This window comes from Photobacterium angustum, from assembly GCF_003026365.1.
In the GTDB taxonomy this organism is placed as follows: domain Bacteria; phylum Pseudomonadota; class Gammaproteobacteria; order Enterobacterales; family Vibrionaceae; genus Photobacterium; species Photobacterium angustum.
On sequence record NZ_PYOM01000005.1, the window covers coordinates 51,129 to 68,533 of the forward strand.

Sequence of the window (17,405 nt, forward strand, 5' to 3'; positions counted from 1 at the left end):
CGCTTATTGGTTAAGTAGTGTTGACACTTGTTAAGCTCATTGTATTCCCTTCAATAACAAACCAGTAGAAATGAACAAAGGATCATATTGCTATGCTAGATACTATTCTATTAAGCGATATCCGTACTCGATACACTTCATGATTAGAAATGTAATAGATGTAAGTACTTAACTATAATATATGGTTAGATCTATAATCCTTGTTAAACTCACCGATACCTTTGTTATGAAATCATTACAACAGCTTGTTTTTAATAATACTTACAGCCAACTCCCTTCCATGTTCGGCACCTTCGTTACTCCGCAACCGCTGAGTAACCCTTACTTAATAAGTATGAATCCACACATTGCGAAATTATTAGAACTAGATATAAACGCCATTATATCTGATGATTTTATTAATATATTCAGTGGTAACGACACCTTAAGTGGGTTTGATCCCATTGCAATGAAGTACACTGGGCACCAATTTGGACAATACAACCCCGATCTGGGTGATGGTCGAGGTTTGTTATTGGGGGAAGTACAAACAAGTCATGGTAAAAAGTGGGATATTCACTTAAAAGGCTCTGGACTTACACCTTATTCGCGTATGGGCGATGGTCGTGCCGTTATTCGTTCAAGTATTCGAGAATATTTAGCGAGCGCCGCGATGGCAGGTCTTGGAATTCCAACCTCACATGCACTCGCGGTTATTGGTAGTGATACCCATGTGTACCGTGAAAAACAAGAATTTGGCGCAACCCTGATCCGAGTATCAGAAAGCCATATCCGATTTGGCCATTTTGAATATCTGTTTTATACCCAACAACACGATCAATTACGCTTATTAGCAGATTACGTTATTCAGCATCACTTCCCTGAGTGCCAACAAGTCGAAAAGCCTTACGCCGCCCTGTTTGAGCAAGTTTGTGAAAATACAGCTAAGATGATCGCCCATTGGCAAGCAGTAGGATTTGCTCATGGCGTGATGAATACCGACAATATGTCCATTTTAGGCTTAACGTTTGATTATGGCCCTTATGGTTTTCTAGACGATTATAATCCGGGTTATATTTGTAATAATTCCGATTATTCTGGTCGTTATGCCTTCAATCAACAGCCATCCATTGGGTTATGGAATTTATCAGCACTAGGTTACGCCTTAGCACCTATCATCGATAAATCAGACATAGAACATGCACTAGAAATTTATCAGCACCAACTACAAATGCATTACAGCAAACTTATGCGTCAGAAATTAGGTTTGTTCGATAGCCAAGAACAAGATAATGAGTTATTCCAGCAGTTATTTAATTTACTCAAGCAACAATCAATCGATTACACCCAGTTTTTCCGCACGCTTTCGACGCTTTCCCAAGACGAACTTAATAACACCAGTTCTCATTTTTCATCTCTCACAGCAAATACAACACCAATAGATGAATGGTTAGTTGATTACAAAAAACGTATCTCAAATACCGATGATCAACAACGTTTGGAATTAATGCTTAAAAGTAACCCGAAATATATTCTCCGTAACTATTTGGCACAGCTTGCTATCGATGGTGCCGAGCAAGGGAATTTCACATTTGTAGAGAATCTATTAACAGTTTTACATGATCCTTTTGATGAGCACCCTAACTTTGAAGATCTTGCCGATCTTCCACCTAAATGGGGTAAAGAATTAGAAATTAGTTGCTCTTCTTAAGTCATTATCTCGTTTTATTAATAAAAAAATGCCCTAATCAATAGGGCATTTTTATCTATCTTACATTTAATGAGCATTACAAATAGTAGCTTTTTACAGGTTTCATCTGTTCGTTAAATTCATAAACTAATGGTGCACCTGTTGGTATTTCTAATTCTGTAATTTTGTCATCAGGAATATTATCTAAATATTTAATCAAAGCACGTAAGCTATTACCATGAGCGGCAATTAAAATATCAGAGCCTTGTTTAACATTAGGGACAATACTCTCATTCCAGAATGGTATTACCCTATCATAGGTATCTTTCAACGATTCACCATGTGGAAGTTGGCTGTGCTGTAGTTCTTGGTAACGTCTATCATTACCTGGGTAAAAAAAGCTATCTTCACTTACTTGTGGTGGCTCAATATCATAACTACGACGCCAGATGTGCACTTGTTCGTCGCCAAACTCTTCTGCTGTTTCTGCTTTATTCAATCCTTGAAGATCACCATAATGACGTTCATTCAATTGCCAGTCGTGCTCAACAGGGATCCATAAAGAATCAAGCTGTTCTAATGCTAAGTTAGATGTTTTGATCGCACGATCAAGCATTGAGGTATAGCAAAAATTAAAGTTAAAACCATTCTCTTTCAATTTAATACCTGCATTACGCGCTTCGTTTTCGCCTAATTCAGAAAGAGAGACATTCGCCCAGCCAGTAAAACGGTTTTCTTTGTTCCAAACACTTTGACCATGACGAAGTAGAACAATACGTGTATTTTTCATAACAGCCCCTTGTAACTCAACATCATGAGTTAAGTAGATTAGTCTTTTTAATCGCTGTCATTTCCATATGGCATTTAACAATCACTTTATAATTGATAATCATTATCATCTTTGGTTGTAGATTAAATCTATTCCACAGCGATTACAATACTGACTATAAAGAAAAGTTATTAAATAAAAGTGCTATATACCGCCATTATGTGTATCTATAACGTCATTATAGAGTTTAAGTAGAATAACAATAAAAATAAGTGTCTGATAAAATTGATTATTTTAACATTGAGGGGATGATTGAAAAATCCGTTCGTAAAGTATTGCTGACATAATTAATAAAAAATCGCTTCTTCAAATGCCATAACAGATGAAAAAAGCGATTTAGTTTGTAGGATATATTTAAGGTTAATTAAGCGATTCGGCTAAAGCCATTGGCTAAATCTTCAATTAGATCGTCGCAATCTTCCAAACCAATATGTAGACGAATAAGCGTGCCATCAAAGTCTACTTTGCCCACAGGACGAATACGATTTAATTCTTCAGGTTGACTGGCCAAAATAAGAGACTCATAACCGCCCCAAGAATACGCCATACTAAAATGCTCAAAGTTATCTAAGAAAATAGCGACTTCTTCATTCGATAAACGTTTATTAAGGACAAATGAAAACAAGCCACAGCTTCCAGAAAAATCACGCACAAAGAATTCATGACCTTTACAACTTGGTAGTGCTGGATGATTAACTGTTGCAACTTCCGGACGCTCTGCCAGCCATTCCGCTACTTTGATACTGCTTTCATGATGTTGTTTTAAACGAACGCCCATCGTACGCAATCCGCGAGCTGCTACATACGCGGTGTCAGCATCAACCATCTGCCCCATTAAATAAGAACGTTCGCGTAGTTGATCCCAGCAACGTTCATTACTAACTGCCGTGCCTATCATCGCATCAGAGTGGCCAACAATGTATTTCGTACCGGCTTGAACAGAGATATCAACACCGTGCTCGAGCGCTTTAAATAACACCCCTGCCGCCCATGTGTTATCCATAATGATCACAGCATCAGGGTTAACAGCACGCACTGCTTTCACAATTGCAGGAATATCTTGCACTTCCATTGTGATAGAGCTTGGTGATTCTAAAAAAACAACCTTAGTATTTGGCTGTACAAGTTCTGCAATACCCTCACCAATCAAGGAATCGTAATAAGTAGTACTAACCCCTAATCCTTTAAGGACAATATTGCAAAACTCTTGGGTAGGCTCATAGGCTGCACCTGTCATCAATACATGATCGCCAGAAGCAACAAACGCTAAAATACTGTTAGATACCGCTGCCGCACCGCATGGATATAAATAACAACCAGCGCCACCTTCTAATTCTACCATCGCATCTTGAAGCGCAAAGTGGGTTAACGTGCCACGACGTCCATAAAACAACTCGCCTTTCGCGCGGTTCTTAATAGCATGTTTTTTATCTGCAACCGTATCGAAAACTAATGACGATGCACGTTGAATAACACTGTTCACCGCACCGTGAGTATATTTTTTCTTTCTTCCTGCACTCACTAATGCAGTATCAATTTTCTTACTAGACATAACTTCGTGATTCCCTTACTCGTCTATCTATTCTGTTTCTTGTATAACATGAATAAACACAACAAACTAGCAAGTTATCATAAGTATCAAGCACTAAACTGATCAACAATTACCCTTAAAGTTTGGTGTTTACTTTACGGTATTGTTGCGTTTTTCCCTCGAACAACAACTGCTGTGAAATAGCATTAAAATAACTTCCCTCTGCAAAAAGAGATTCACTCCAAGCTTGCTCAGAACACTCTAATGTTTTTTTAGTCACGACATCATTATCAATATCAAAACAAGAGCGTAACTCACCAGTCGCACTATCTATTGCTACACCGTGATCTCTGGTTAGCCAAAAGAAATTAGTGCCATACGAAAAGCTTGAGCGACCACTGTAGCTATCATCAAATAGCGAGTTGCCAGTAAACCATGGAACATAACCACCTAGCCAATCAATAATCGTTGGTGCAATATCTCTCTGAGATGAAGTGATCGACCTATTTTCATTGGGGATGGATTGATCACTCGCATAAATAAGAAGTGGAATAGAGTTTTTAACTAATCCTCCAGTTATCGTTTTTGCCGTGTGGTCTGAGAGCAAAATAACTATCGTCGGCTTATCTAATTGCGCGAGCTTCGCATCTAATTTAGGAATAAAACGTTTCAGTGCATCATCAGCGTACTTCATCACACTTCTACGCTCATTAATTATGTTTTCACGACCAAAAACATAATCAACGTTATCTGGTAAAAAAGAACCATGGGTGGTACCCGTATTGATGGTAATAAGAAATGGTTTACCCGTTTGGCTGAATTTATCGATTTGGTTTAAAGAAAAACGATAGATATCATCATCCATAAATCCCCATTCATTGTGCACCGCTTTGAATGGGTAATCATACTTACCGTATGACAGCTTAAAACCTAATGTTTGTGCAAAAGCTCCGACTGACCCTCTGCCACTTCCCTGAATAAAGGCGGTTTGCCAGCCTCGCTCAGCTAAAATATGTGGTAAACATGAATAAGAAGCATTCTGTAACTGGCTATTTGCCATAAAGCCGTTTATAGGATTTGGGTAAGAACAAAATGTAGAAAACGTCCCTTGTACTGTTCTGTAAGCATCGGCATAGGTTGAATACGTCGAAAAAGAACGTGCTCTAAGTTGATCAAAAAATGGGGTGGCATTGACAACACCCGAGTAACTTTGCATATCAAAAGCCAACCAACTCTCAAGCAGAACGACAATAACATTGGCAGATTTAAGTGATTGAAGCTTTGCAGGAGGAGCTATTTTTTGTGAATGTTCAAAAAACTTAACTTGCAGTGGCGTCGGATTTTTAGTGATTTTTTCAATGGGCGCAAGATCGCCTTTAGAGAGATAGTAACCAATGCTATAGGGAGCATTCCAAGCAATGAAGGCTTTCTCGGAATCACCAATTTTATACACACTCATCGGACTCTGAGGCGAGTCTTTCCAGCCTCCGCGAACAATAATGAGTGTGACGGCTAACCACAGAAATATAAACAGACTATTAAAATGCCAGTGCGCTTGTTTTCTATTGGATAATGGCAAACACCTCCAAATGAAAAACAGTGAAACCAATAAACAAGTAATACCAAGCGTGACTGTTCCAAAGTAACTTTTAAACGCGGTCAGGATCAGTGAAACTTCCATCCCTTGCGTATTAAACAGTTCAAATGTGACATGTTTACTGGCTTCTTTGGCATAAATAGCATCAGAAAAAGTAGTAATAACAACCCAACAAATCGCAATGCTGAGTAAGAATCGAGTTAATTGATTAGGTGTCCGTTTAAATAAACTAGCAATAATTAAACTAAGAAAAATGGGGATAGTCAGTAAAACAGCAGCGCTAGCATCAAAGTTAATACCAAAAAGCAAAGCATCGATGCCATCTTGCGAACTAAGTTCTATGGGTAGTTCAACAAAACTTAATAGCGCAAGCAACTTAGTAATAAAGATAGCTACTATTAAAAAGGCAAAAGATGTAATGGTATTTATGACAAGCACAAATATTTCCTGTTAAATAAATAATACTATTTAGCAAAGCAAAAATTTGGCCATTGTCCACTTTATGTACTGCTTTATATTAAATTGACCATCTGATTTTCTTCAGCTCTTCAATCTGCTGAAAAACAGTAATCGCTTGATGGGCATCTTTCTTCGGTGTTTTACGGGTAGATTTTAAAAACGCATGAAGGATCACAAGATCATTATTGTATTTAATAAAAAGTATCCTCGCAGATTCGCTACCACTATCGACACGTTGTTTAAAAATCGCACCTTTGTACTTCCATATTTTAGCATTGAGTATCTTTAAATGCTTACAGTGATACACATCACCGTGAATTTTATATGCATTGAATTTATTAAAGATAGTTAAGCGTAACTTTTCAGAAATATGTTCCAAAAAATCATAAAGTGGCATGGTCAGAAGTGTTTGTTCAATAAGATAAATATTCATAATAATACTGCATTTTTCTTTAATCATATGAAAGTTAATACAATATTGATAATCAATTTTGTTGAATATGGGGTGAGTATTTTTGAAATTAATAGTGATTTTAATCCAAATATTAAGTAAGTCTTAAGTTATAAAATGGATGATATGGCCCTTCGCTAATTCATAAGAGCCCGTAATGCGTCAAATTTTCCAAATTAAGATGACAAGCTTCATCGTGGTGATGTCAGCATACTTCACCCTATGCTTTAACTATCCAATCCTCGCTAAGATTTTCGATTTAAGCCATTCAGTATCTAATGTCTTTTTTCCATATACTGCACCTATAGTATTAATGGCAGCATTTCTGATTATCTTCACGGTGATATGTTGGCCATACCTGTTTAAACCAGTAATGATTTTCTTAACCATTACTTCATCGATGGCTCTCTATGCAGAGGTGAATTATCACACCTTATTTAATAATGCTGTAATTGAAAGTATTTTCGAAACACGTTCAGATGAAGCGATGTCTTATATTAATGCAGATTCTATTATCTACGTCATCGCATTTGGTATCGTGCCAAGTATCTGGATTGCAATGGTAAAAATCACCAAGCGAGAATCTTTTATTAAAGATATCGTTGCTCGTGTCGCGTTAATTGGTATCGCTTGTACCGCGATTTTGCTCGTCGGATTAACGACGTTTAAAAGCTATGCTTCTGTGGGTCGAAATAACCATTTTTTAAACCGTATGATCATTCCAGGTCATGTATATGCAGGTGGTAAGTATCTCTATAAAAAGTTTATTTACAAACCACTACCATTTAAACAACAAGGGTTAGACGCAAAACTAAGCCCAAGTAAAAACCATAAACCTACTTTATTTGTGATGATCTTAGGTGAAACCGCACGTACCTATAACTATGCTTATAACGGTTATAAACGTGACACCAATCCGTACACCAAAAATGAAGGTATTATATCGTTTAAAAACGTCGAATCTTGCGGTACTTACACTGCCCTTTCTGTGCCTTGTATGTTCTCGAATTTAACGCGAGCACATTACAATCAAGATCGTGCATATTCTCAAGATAATGCCGTTGATATTATCCATCGCGCAGGGGCGAAAGTACTGTGGCTTGATAACGATGGTGGATCAAAAGGCGTAGCAGATCGCGTTAACTATCAAGCGATCGATCCTTCACAGCATAATCAATTCTGTAATGGTACCAGTTGCTACGACAGTGTAATGCTAGATAAAGCCCAAAGCTTTATTGATAAAGGCGATACAAATAAATTTCTGGTACTACATTTAATCGGTAGCCACGGACCGACTTATTTCAAACGCTACCCTAAAGCGTTCGATAAATTTAAACCATCATGTAATCGCAGCGACATTGAAAATTGCACTGACGAAGAAATTAGGAACGTGTACGACAATACCATTTTGTATACTGACTTCGTGACAGAGCAAATGATAAAAATGCTGAAAGCCAAAGAAGATAAATATAACGTTGCTTTGTTATATATGTCAGATCATGGTGAATCTTTAGGTGAGAACGGTTTCTATCTTCATGGTGCTCCCTTCTCTATTGCGCCTAAAGAGCAAAAACACGTGCCTTGGCTACTATGGTTACCTAACCAATACGCACAAGCGAAAGGGTTAAATAAAGCGTGTTTAGAGAAAAAAGAAAATCAAGCAGGACTATCACAGGATAATTTATTCCCTAGCCTACTGAGCTTATATGGTGTGAAATCAAAAGTGATTAATCCAAAGCTCGATATCGCGGCAAGCTGTCGAGTAAGAGCTTAACCATTCAATGATCCCATTAACTTAATGTATACTTGTAAGACATTACAGGTATACATTTTTATTTGAGCTCTCATTCCATGAAAATACTGATTATCGAAGATTCCTCAGCATTACGTCGTAGTTTAGCTGTGGGGTTTAATAATTTAGGCTTTTCCACTGACGAAGCAGAAAATGGTAATGAAGGGCTCACTTTAGCCTTAGACAATGATTACGATATTATTATTTTAGATCTCATGCTTCCTGGCATTGACGGTATGACAATTTTAAATAAACTGCGTCAAACAGGCATTGAAACTCGTATTATTATTCTTTCAGCCAAAACACAAAGCCAAGATCGTATTGATGGCTTAATGCAAGGAGCTGATGATTATGTCACGAAACCTTTTTCATTTGATGAGCTCCATGCTCGTGTGGTTGCAATTTCCCGTCGTTGCCAAGCTGTAAGCATTACCAATACCATTGAAATTGATGGCTTTCTGTTAGATCTTAATAAAAGAACGTTATTCTATGGTAACAACGATTTAGAACTCACACCGAATGAATTTAAGATCATCGATTATCTCTTCACTCACCGAGGTCAAATCCTCACCGCTAGTATGATCAGCGATAACATTACTAATAACTTCGACTATATTTCGAAAAATACCATTGAAGTACATATCTCTACGATGCGTAAAAAAGCGAAAAATATTGAGGCTGTTTTGCCAATAAAAAATAAACGCGGTTTTGGGTATTACGTAGAGAGTTAAACATGACGAATCCTCGCTCAATTAAAAAGAATTTAATTAACGCGATTAGCGCCGTATTTGGCTTCTTTATTATTATTGTTTTTACCTTCGTCGATTTCAGTGTAGATAATTGGGTTCAAGAACAATTTGAATTAGAGATCCAACAAAAAGCCGGACAGTTCAAAACCATCACCAATATCCAAGATTTTGCACAAACGATTAAAAGCGATAAAGATTATGCCTATTATCAGATCTGGAAAAATGATGGTGTCATTTATCGTTCTACATCGCTCAATGATTATCCCAACATCAATTTACTCCACAAGAAGTTACCACTAAATAGCTATCAAATTGTCGATGTCACTTTACCAAACCATGAGATTGGTAAGGCATTTCTATACTCTTATCTCGCAAAACCTAAAGATAAAAAGCCAACCCCTATTTATTTGACCATTTATGCATCAACGACAGGACTTGATAAGGTTACGGGTATTCTCGATATTTTACTGGTTGGTAGCTTTTTACTCTCGATGATCATTATGCGTATAGTCGCTAAAATCATTGTGACTAAAGGGCTTGATCCTCTCGTAAACTTAAACGATCAAATAAAACTGTTTAACGAAAATAAACAGCAACGACACAATCATACCTTTGCGTTTAAAGAAAATGTATCCTCTTATATTGAGATTGATTTAATCCGCAAAGAGCTTAATAACTTCCTCGAAACTAACCGTAAAATGGTCGATAACGAAAAACGGATCACCTCTGATATCGCCCACGAAATCAAAACGCCTATTGCAGAACTCATCACCCTAACCGAAGTGCATCAACGCTTTCCAGATGATGAACGTTTAGCGAAAACCTTTACCTCTGACATTCTCCAAATATCAAACAGAATGAAAGTGATTGTAGAAAACCTATTATTACTACAACGCACGTCTCATTCGCTTTCTCTTTATAAAGAGCCGATTGAAATCACAACCTTATTAAGTACCGTGATTCACGATTTAAACTTTAAATATGACGATATTAAACAACGTGTAGTTTTAAATAACACACTTCAGCACCCTATTTTCGCTGATGAGTTTTGTTTAAAAACCATTATCACCAACTTATTAGATAATGCACTGTTTTACAGCGTGCCTAATACCGCTATTAATATTACGATTAATGATGATACTCAGGATGTGGTATTCACTATTACCAACCCATCCTCTATTAATTACTCACAGCAGGAAGTCGATAAACTGGTGCAGCCGTTATTTCAACATGACGATTCACGCTCTAATAACGATCGCTATGGTTTAGGGTTATCTATCGTTGATAACATCTGCAAAATCAACGATTACGAGTTATCAATAAACCAGTTAGAGAATGGGGATTTTCAAGTGTTAGTAAGAATTCCGAAAAAGAATTGAAGCGAAGAAAGCTAACCAATGAGCTGAAAATAACAACAACTAGGATTCTTTATTGCTGCCTTATTAAAGGTAATCCACTTATAAATCAGAGTTTTAAAACTATTTATTCACACCAAGGATAACACTCGACTTCTTAAGCTTTAATTATGTTCTAGCTCGAAAGGCGAGCACGGTGTGCCTTGGTGATACTTGAGTTGCCAGCAAGTACCGGTAAATACCCAAATTGATGAACGTTTTGCAAAGTGATTAACTTCTCCATACTCGTCAATAACTGCCGATTTATATAGCAGCAACTTGGTTGCAGTTGCTAGCTCTACACACTCAAAATCTTGAGAGTGTACTTTAGAATTTGATGGAGATTCCGACTGCATAATGTCGACAATGGATGAGAAATCATAAGTACAACCAGATTTACCCACTTCAATAAAACTATGATGCAGCAAGCGATTAATTTCGGATAAGTTTTGTCTTACTTCATAATGATGAAGTGCAATTTCTTGCTCAATTAGAATGTCCATTATTTCCTCTGCGTTTATATATAAACATGATTACTATCATGTCAAAACAAAATCATAAAACACCAATATCATAATCGATATATTCTTTAAACATTTGTACATACGTATTTCTAAACAGCGTAAATAATCGTTCATATTAATAAAAAGTTAACAATTGGATTTACAGAAAAATAAGGATAATGCTCGACTTCTTTTTGGTATCACCCTTCATGATATTTTCAATATTTACTTATATAAGGTGGCTTGGGTTTGTCTAACCCTTCGAATAGGTGTCGGCTGCGCGACATATATCCTTATTTGTCATAAAACAAATTACTGCTCCGTAACATCCATAGACTTAGGTGTCGGTATAACACCAATAAATCGCGCTAAACTCAACAATGTCATGAACAAACCTATCATTGCTTGCCCAATAACTAGTGAGTAAGCTAAAACCCCTAACGGTGTCACGTTGTAAAACCCGAAGCTAGTCATTACAACAAAACTCGTATAAACCGCTCCTAAAACACTTTCGTGAGATCCATCAACTGCGAATGAGAAGATGTTTTGAAAGAAAATATATTGCGCTGCAAACCAGAAAATAATCTCGAAATAGTTCTGCATTAACAAAATCACAATTCGTCTATAACCATGCAATTTGTATTCTTTACCAGCCTTGATCGCTCGATATTCATCAAACAAAAGTACATTTGTTTGATAAATCACAACCTCATAAACCCGTAATAATGCATAAGAAGCTATAGCAAAGCCGATATATTGATTATTGATGTATAAGACAGCAGGCACAGACATGATAGATAAAAACACATGACTTAAAGCCCATATTTCAGAAAAACGACCAGTTCTAGCTTTAGGGCATAGCCTTCTGACCAAGTTGAAAAAAGAAATTTTGCCAAGCATTTTGAATACAAATGCCCAAAAATCAACAATAAACGAATCTGACTTTTCCATAAATCACTCTTGTTTTATAACGTCACAATAACGGCATTTACTAGCCAAAACTGATTGAAACGCATGGATCACTACGTTTCTATAAAAGTTGCGCTACGAGTAAATGTCACGTTCATTATTCTGTTATATTTCCTTACACCAAACGTTCCTTACGCCAACACTAGTAAAGCCAAAAGACTTGCAATTACGACTGCTAGTGCTGTTTAATTCCACATCCGTTAGGACAACTTCAATACCGTTATCGAAAGCATCCTTTATGCGCGCATCAAGCAATGCTTTTTGGCAACCTCGGCCTCGAAACTCTTCTTGTGTATATGCGTTAGCTAAAATTACATGCTTACTTTCAAAAAAGCTTGTAGCCCATGCGCAAGGCATGCCATTAACGAATGCTACATAGCTACGAAATTTATCAGTACAATATAGCGAACGCTTTTTTAACCAAATGTCGTCTGAACAACTTACCCCAGACGTTTTTAACAGAGAGAGAAAATCGTCAACTTTACTATGTCCCCATACTTCTACATTAATAGCATTTGATGAGTCATTAGAGGCCAGCAAATTCTCTTGTGTTAGTTGAAGAAATTCATGTTCAAACACATTAGTAAATTCGTGGCTTGATAGCCATGAATTGAGTTCGGGTGTAATAGCTTTTGGTTCAACACTGATTTCTAGTGGCAAATTAATGTCGAATAGCTCAAGGCTATTATCCAATGATTCTAAATTGCAGATATCTCGAACAATTATTTGATTGTCGTATCTACGCGTTTTGTCTACATAAGTAGCGTAAGAAGTTAAATCTGTAACGGAAAGCTCACTTGGTGTATCAGTAGACAGAGCCCGCTCGTTATTGAAGATAAAGTAAGAGTTGTATACTTCCTGTACTCTTTTGTCCTGCATTCATCTCTCGTCTTTTAATGAAATCTAACACCGCACTAAGCAGAAAAATTGTAGGCTAACGTATTGAACAAAAGCCAAGCGTTTTCTGTCCGTTCTTAAGCACCTTGTTACATGCCATAGTCTCGTTCTACTCTTGAAATACGAACCTTAAATGACTCATACCATAACTTACGACCAGTTTTTTGAGCTGCTTGATGCTCAGTATTAGCTTTCCAATTTTTAATAGATTCCAAATCAGCCCAGTAAGAAACTGTAATACCTACATCTTCTCTTGCTGATTCTGAACCTAAATACCCTGCTTGCTGTTCAGCAAGCTCTATCATCCTATTTGCAGTTTCTCCATAATCATTATCGTCCGCAGTACGGACTGAAGTAAAAATAACAGCATAATATGGTGGTTTTGGGGTATTAGCTAAAAGAGTCATCAAAAATCCTTGGTATATAACGCCGCATTATGTTGTAAGTTATGTTGCCATCATTTCTATGTTTAACTGTCCTGCCAAACCTGCCTCTCGATGAACGCTTAGAGCCTTAAGCTCTTCCGATGACGTAATTTCAATGAAATCTTGTCGAGATGGATCTCTAACGATTACAAATATATTTAACCAGAATCAGATGAATGCTTCAGTCTGACAATCTGATTGGATACGTTGATTAAGAACTTCCATTTTTCCTACTTAAACAGAACGCCGCAATAAAGGGCAAAAAGTAGTTGGCTGAAATTGTGAGACACTAACAAAGCCAGGCGTTTTCTGTCCGATTTTAATTGCCTTATTGGACGTAGCCTCTGCTCGTAGAGTGAAAACCCGCAACCTCAACTACGGTAAATACACATTTCCAAAAGGAATATTTACCATGAATAAAGCACAGTATCATCGTTCATTTTATATTTATGAACAACACCTTACCCATCCCACATTGCAAGGTAAACGTCGCTCTACGATTGATGTTTATAGCCGTGAACTACGTCGCATTACACATCAACAGGATAAATCGCCAGACAATTTAACTACCGAAAGGATTTCGTCGGGTACGTAATTATGATTTGTTGTGGGTCATGAAAAGAAGCAGCTTCAAGCTATCCAATTTATGTTCATGTATTCCGAGCAACTGGCGTGGCCCACACCGAATAAAACAGTACGTATAAAAGCCCAACCCTTTTGCCCCTGCTGCCAACATGTCATGCTATTAACGAGGATATTTCGACCTTGATAACCGACGTTCAATCATAAGGATAATGATATTGACGTTTGAGCTTTGAAGAAGATTTTATTGTAAATCAGAGTGTCACATAAGAAGGATTTAATGTCTTTTTAGCAATATGTATACATTTAAGGTCATGTTAGCATCGTTTTTTTTACAAAAATCGAATGACTAATGAAAAAAATAACCATCGCAGATTTAAATAACTGGAAAAAATTAGGCGAAAAATTTGCATCAATAACTGCTTATGATGCGAGTTTTGCTAAAATATTTGAAGAGCAAGGCCTACCTGTCATCGTTGTCGGAGATTCACTTGGTTCAGTAATACAAGGTAAACCAACAACTTTGGATGTGAGTATTGATGAATTGGTATATCACACAAAATGTGTTAGAGCAGGAAGCCCAAATACTTTTATTATTTCAGACCTTCCTTTCATGAGTTACCACACCCCTGATGCAGCATGTGAATCAGCAGCTAAGTTAATGAAAGCTGGTGCAAATATGGTAAAGATTGAAGGCGGTAGTTGGTTAACCGGTACTGTTAAAATGCTAACTGAACGTGCAGTTCCAGTTTGTGCTCATTTAGGATTAATGCCACAAGCTGTAAATCTATATGGCGGATATAAAGTTCAAGGTAGAACAGAAGAACAAGCTACAGAAATGCTTGAAACTGCCAAAGAACTTCAGCGCGCAGGAGCTCAGACACTGGTCCTTGAATGTATTCCTGCGAAATTAGCACAACAAATAACATTAGAATTAGACATTCCAGTTATAGGGATTGGTGCAGGTAATGATACCGATGGTCAAGTTTTAGTTATGCACGATATTTTAGGTGTATCAGCCAATTATATTCCAAGATTCTCTAGGAATTTCCTCGCTGAAACCGGGTCGATTGAAGCCGCTGTGACTAAGTATATAGATGAAGTCAAACAACAAACCTTCCCAGAGGAAAAACACAGCTTTTAATGTCAATAAAAGAAAACCGATTAACTGGATCGGTTTATGGTTTAAACGTTAATAAATTTGTATAACTATTTTGTGGATTGCTTGTTGCGTGGTAATGAAAAGAAGCAGCTTCAAGCTATCCAATTTATGTTCATGTTATCTGGGCAACTGACGTTGCCCCCACCGAATAAAACGGTACGTATAAAAGCCCAACCCTTTTGCCCCTGCTGCCAACATGTGATGCAATTAACGGGGATATTTCGACCCAGATAACCGACGTTCAATAATAAAGATAATGGCTTTAACGCTTTAGAAATAAAGAGGATTTTATTATAAATCAGAGTATTAAACTTATTAAACATTTAATTTATATTACGTTTTGTTATTGAGGGCGTCACATTTTGATCAAATGAATAAACAGAATCAAGTACCTGCTTAATATATTCAGATTCAGAACTAACTTTTCCATTATAGATTTCCGTTGTAGAATACTCATCTGTAACAAACACTGAGCGTCCGTAAGTCACTATTAACAAATATCCATTACTTAATTCTTTTACTTGGTGAGAAGCTGTAAATACATCATCTCCTCCACGCACTCTTGAGTACATTAACTTTTTACCATAAGCATTTCTAGATTCTTGAGACCATTCTGATGATGGTAACGAACCAAAATATCCTGCATAGCCTAATGTCCAACAACCTTCTTTGTTTCCAACTGTAGTTAATAGATCCCCTTCAATAAATGTTCGTTGCGAATTTGACTTGCGTCCATTCTCAGCTTTTTCGCCATAGCCTGTTAGTTTACGGAATGAACAATTACCATATGATTGATCAATCCAACTATTAGGACGTGCAACAAAAACAGTCATCGAATCACCCACTCTTCCTCTGTCGAAAGCAGAAAGAATATACCCAGTTCCTGCTTCACCAAAATATTCTTTAGTTGTCACAACCCACTTTCTATCAGGTATGTTGTATTTATTACCAAATATAGATAGCTCTTCTATTTCTGAATGAATTTCGACATTATTATAATCATTTTTCAGCATTTCCTCGGTCTTAGCCGTTATTTCTGGAGTCGTTTTACAACCCCAAAGTAGCATTAAGCACAGACTCAAAATTAACTTTTTCATAAATCTCCCCAAAATATATGCCCTCATTGTTTGTTACATTTATTTCGTATTGTGTAGAAGCTACTTCAGAGTGCGAATGTTGCAATCACGGGCGCTTACAAGACCAGCCCAAATTGCTTTAATCCTCTGTATTCCTAACACTTTGAAAGATGCTGCATTGGCAAAACCTCCACGCTTATTGTCTTGTTATAGGAAATTACTCAGAGATAATCGACAGAGCTAAAACCTGAAACATATCCGTAGATCCTATATCCATTTTCAGTAAGAGAGCCTGGTACTTGGACTTTTTAGATCATTCAGAACTAGTGAGCGTTGGGGCTTACCATCCACTTTGATTTCAACTTACTCAATACCTCACTAATTGTCGTCTGCAAAATGATAATACCAGTCAGCGTCCCAAATTTACTGATAGCCAGTTGTGAGAGTTTTGACTTTCCACTAAGTACTAGCTGAGCCTAAATAATACATTGCCTTTCGAAGTTCTCGCCAAACGCTCTATTAATACTCTAAACAACCTACATTTTACTAAAAAAAGTACTAATTTTCATAACATTAGTCGCAAAAAAACACATTCAATCGATAATTTTACTTAGCTAAAAGTAAGAACAGTATTTTGATCGTTGGATAAATAATTAAATTATTTCATTACTTGAAATCAAAGCTTCTCGCCTAAATAAAAAGAGGAATTATTGATGTACAGAAGTACTAAAGAAAGGAAATGGAGACAAACGGCTTTCATCTCCATATTTAGGGATTATTGTGGCTTGTGGTTCTTAGCTAAAAACGTATCCAGTTTGTTAGCAAAGTTTTGACGATCCGCTTGGCTTAATGGTGCTGGGCCGCCCGTTTGTACGCCACTACTGCGCATGGTTTCCATGAAATCACGCATTTGTAAACGCTGCTTAATGTTGTCTTTAGTATACATTTCACCACGAGGGTTTAATGCATGTGCGCCTTTGGTGATCAGTTCGTCCGCCAATGGGATATCAGCGGTGATCACCAAGTCCCCTGCTTCGGCTTGTTGCACAATATAATTATCAGCAACATCAAAGCCTTGCTCTACTTGAATCGAGCGTAAAAACGGTGAAGGTGGCGTACGGATGTATTGGTTAGCCACCAGCGTTACGTTCACTTTTGCGCGATCAGCAGCGCGAAATAGAATCTCTTTTACGACGTTTGGACATGCATCAGCATCTACCCAAATTTTCATAGATAATCCTTTCATTCTTTCTCTACGTGCCATAAAACACGTAAGCTTTATTTGTAAAAAAGCCGCCCTATCTAAAGGCGGCTTTCAAT

At 37.1% G+C, this 17,405-nt stretch carries 16 protein-coding genes and 2 pseudogenes; 8 read left to right on the top strand and 10 right to left on the bottom strand.

Annotation, left to right across the window (positions count from 1 at the left end; genetic code table 11):
- The first annotated feature begins 226 nt into the window (after positions 1-226).
- Entirely contained in the window at positions 227-1,690 is a 1,464-nt protein-coding gene (locus CTN01_RS06495) for a protein adenylyltransferase SelO (RefSeq protein ID WP_045147764.1), read from the top strand.
- A 76-nt stretch (positions 1,691-1,766) separates the two neighbouring features.
- Here the strand turns inward: CTN01_RS06495 and gpmA are convergent, their stop codons facing one another.
- The 4 genes from gpmA to CTN01_RS06515 form a co-directional block, all read right to left on the bottom strand.
- Positions 1,767-2,459, bottom strand: coding sequence for a 2,3-diphosphoglycerate-dependent phosphoglycerate mutase (gene gpmA, locus CTN01_RS06500; RefSeq protein ID WP_045147766.1), 693 nt, complete (start codon positions 2,457-2,459; stop codon positions 1,767-1,769).
- Positions 2,460-2,862: 403 nt separating this feature from the next.
- A complete protein-coding gene (gene metC / locus CTN01_RS06505) occupies positions 2,863-4,050 on the bottom strand; it encodes a cystathionine beta-lyase (RefSeq protein ID WP_045147767.1) in 1,188 nt (395 codons plus the stop codon).
- 115 nt (positions 4,051-4,165) lie between these two features.
- Positions 4,166-6,064 (bottom strand): LTA synthase family protein, encoded by a 1,899-nt coding sequence (locus tag CTN01_RS06510; RefSeq protein WP_052666551.1) that lies wholly within the window; start codon positions 6,062-6,064, stop codon positions 4,166-4,168.
- A 79-nt stretch (positions 6,065-6,143) separates the two neighbouring features.
- Positions 6,144-6,518: a type II toxin-antitoxin system RelE/ParE family toxin gene (locus CTN01_RS06515; RefSeq protein WP_045147768.1), complete on the bottom strand. Its 375-nt coding sequence runs from the start codon at positions 6,516-6,518 to the stop codon at positions 6,144-6,146.
- Between the two features lie 175 nt (positions 6,519-6,693).
- Here CTN01_RS06515 and CTN01_RS06520 point away from each other — a divergent pair, with 175 nt between their 5' ends.
- The 3 genes from CTN01_RS06520 to CTN01_RS06530 all read left to right on the top strand — a co-directional run bounded on the left by CTN01_RS06520 (position 6,694) and on the right by CTN01_RS06530 (position 10,456).
- Positions 6,694-8,310: a phosphoethanolamine transferase gene (locus CTN01_RS06520; protein WP_107342123.1), complete on the top strand. Its 1,617-nt coding sequence runs from the start codon at positions 6,694-6,696 to the stop codon at positions 8,308-8,310.
- Positions 8,311-8,387: 77 nt separating this feature from the next.
- Positions 8,388-9,059: a response regulator transcription factor gene (locus tag CTN01_RS06525; RefSeq protein WP_005367570.1), complete on the top strand. Its 672-nt coding sequence runs from the start codon at positions 8,388-8,390 to the stop codon at positions 9,057-9,059.
- 2 nt (positions 9,060-9,061) lie between these two features.
- Positions 9,062-10,456 (top strand): sensor histidine kinase, encoded by a 1,395-nt coding sequence (locus tag CTN01_RS06530; protein WP_107342124.1) that lies wholly within the window; start codon positions 9,062-9,064, stop codon positions 10,454-10,456.
- 140 nt (positions 10,457-10,596) lie between these two features.
- Here CTN01_RS06530 and CTN01_RS06535 read toward each other — a convergent pair whose 3' ends face one another.
- The 4 genes from CTN01_RS06535 to CTN01_RS06550 all read right to left on the bottom strand — a co-directional run bounded on the left by CTN01_RS06535 (position 10,597) and on the right by CTN01_RS06550 (position 13,247).
- Positions 10,597-10,974 carry a nuclear transport factor 2 family protein gene (locus tag CTN01_RS06535; protein ID WP_045147771.1) on the bottom strand — a complete coding sequence of 126 codons (378 nt, stop codon included), beginning with the start codon at positions 10,972-10,974 and terminating at the stop codon, positions 10,597-10,599.
- A gap of 312 nt (positions 10,975-11,286) precedes the next feature.
- Entirely contained in the window at positions 11,287-11,925 is a 639-nt protein-coding gene (locus CTN01_RS06540) for a hypothetical protein (RefSeq protein WP_045147774.1), read from the bottom strand.
- 123 nt (positions 11,926-12,048) lie between these two features.
- Positions 12,049-12,822, bottom strand: a complete 774-nt coding sequence (locus CTN01_RS06545; protein WP_045147775.1) for a GNAT family N-acetyltransferase — start codon at positions 12,820-12,822, stop codon at positions 12,049-12,051.
- A 107-nt stretch (positions 12,823-12,929) separates the two neighbouring features.
- Positions 12,930-13,247, bottom strand: a complete 318-nt coding sequence (locus CTN01_RS06550; protein ID WP_045147777.1) for an antibiotic biosynthesis monooxygenase family protein — start codon at positions 13,245-13,247, stop codon at positions 12,930-12,932.
- A gap of 430 nt (positions 13,248-13,677) precedes the next feature.
- Between CTN01_RS06550 and CTN01_RS06555 the strand changes: the two genes are divergently transcribed.
- The 4 genes and pseudogenes from CTN01_RS06555 to CTN01_RS23240 form a co-directional block, all read left to right on the top strand.
- A complete protein-coding gene (locus CTN01_RS06555) occupies positions 13,678-13,860 on the top strand; it encodes a hypothetical protein (protein ID WP_341844117.1) in 183 nt (60 codons plus the stop codon).
- Positions 13,832-14,034: pseudogene (locus tag CTN01_RS23235) on the top strand (IS91 family transposase); the annotation flags it as partial. The gene CTN01_RS06555 and the pseudogene CTN01_RS23235, both read left to right, overlap by 29 nt.
- A gap of 165 nt (positions 14,035-14,199) precedes the next feature.
- Entirely contained in the window at positions 14,200-14,991 is a 792-nt protein-coding gene (panB, locus tag CTN01_RS06565; RefSeq protein WP_045147779.1) for a 3-methyl-2-oxobutanoate hydroxymethyltransferase, read from the top strand.
- Positions 14,992-15,072: 81 nt separating this feature from the next.
- Positions 15,073-15,243: pseudogene (locus CTN01_RS23240) on the top strand (IS91 family transposase); the annotation flags it as partial.
- 89 nt (positions 15,244-15,332) lie between these two features.
- Here CTN01_RS23240 and CTN01_RS06575 read toward each other — a convergent pair.
- Both CTN01_RS06575 and CTN01_RS06580 read right to left on the bottom strand, forming a co-directional pair.
- Positions 15,333-16,106: a hypothetical protein gene (locus tag CTN01_RS06575; RefSeq protein WP_045147782.1), complete on the bottom strand. Its 774-nt coding sequence runs from the start codon at positions 16,104-16,106 to the stop codon at positions 15,333-15,335.
- Positions 16,107-16,860: 754 nt separating this feature from the next.
- Positions 16,861-17,316 carry a YaiI/YqxD family protein gene (locus CTN01_RS06580; RefSeq protein ID WP_045147783.1) on the bottom strand — a complete coding sequence of 152 codons (456 nt, stop codon included), beginning with the start codon at positions 17,314-17,316 and terminating at the stop codon, positions 16,861-16,863.
- Positions 17,317-17,405: the final 89 nt, after the last annotated feature.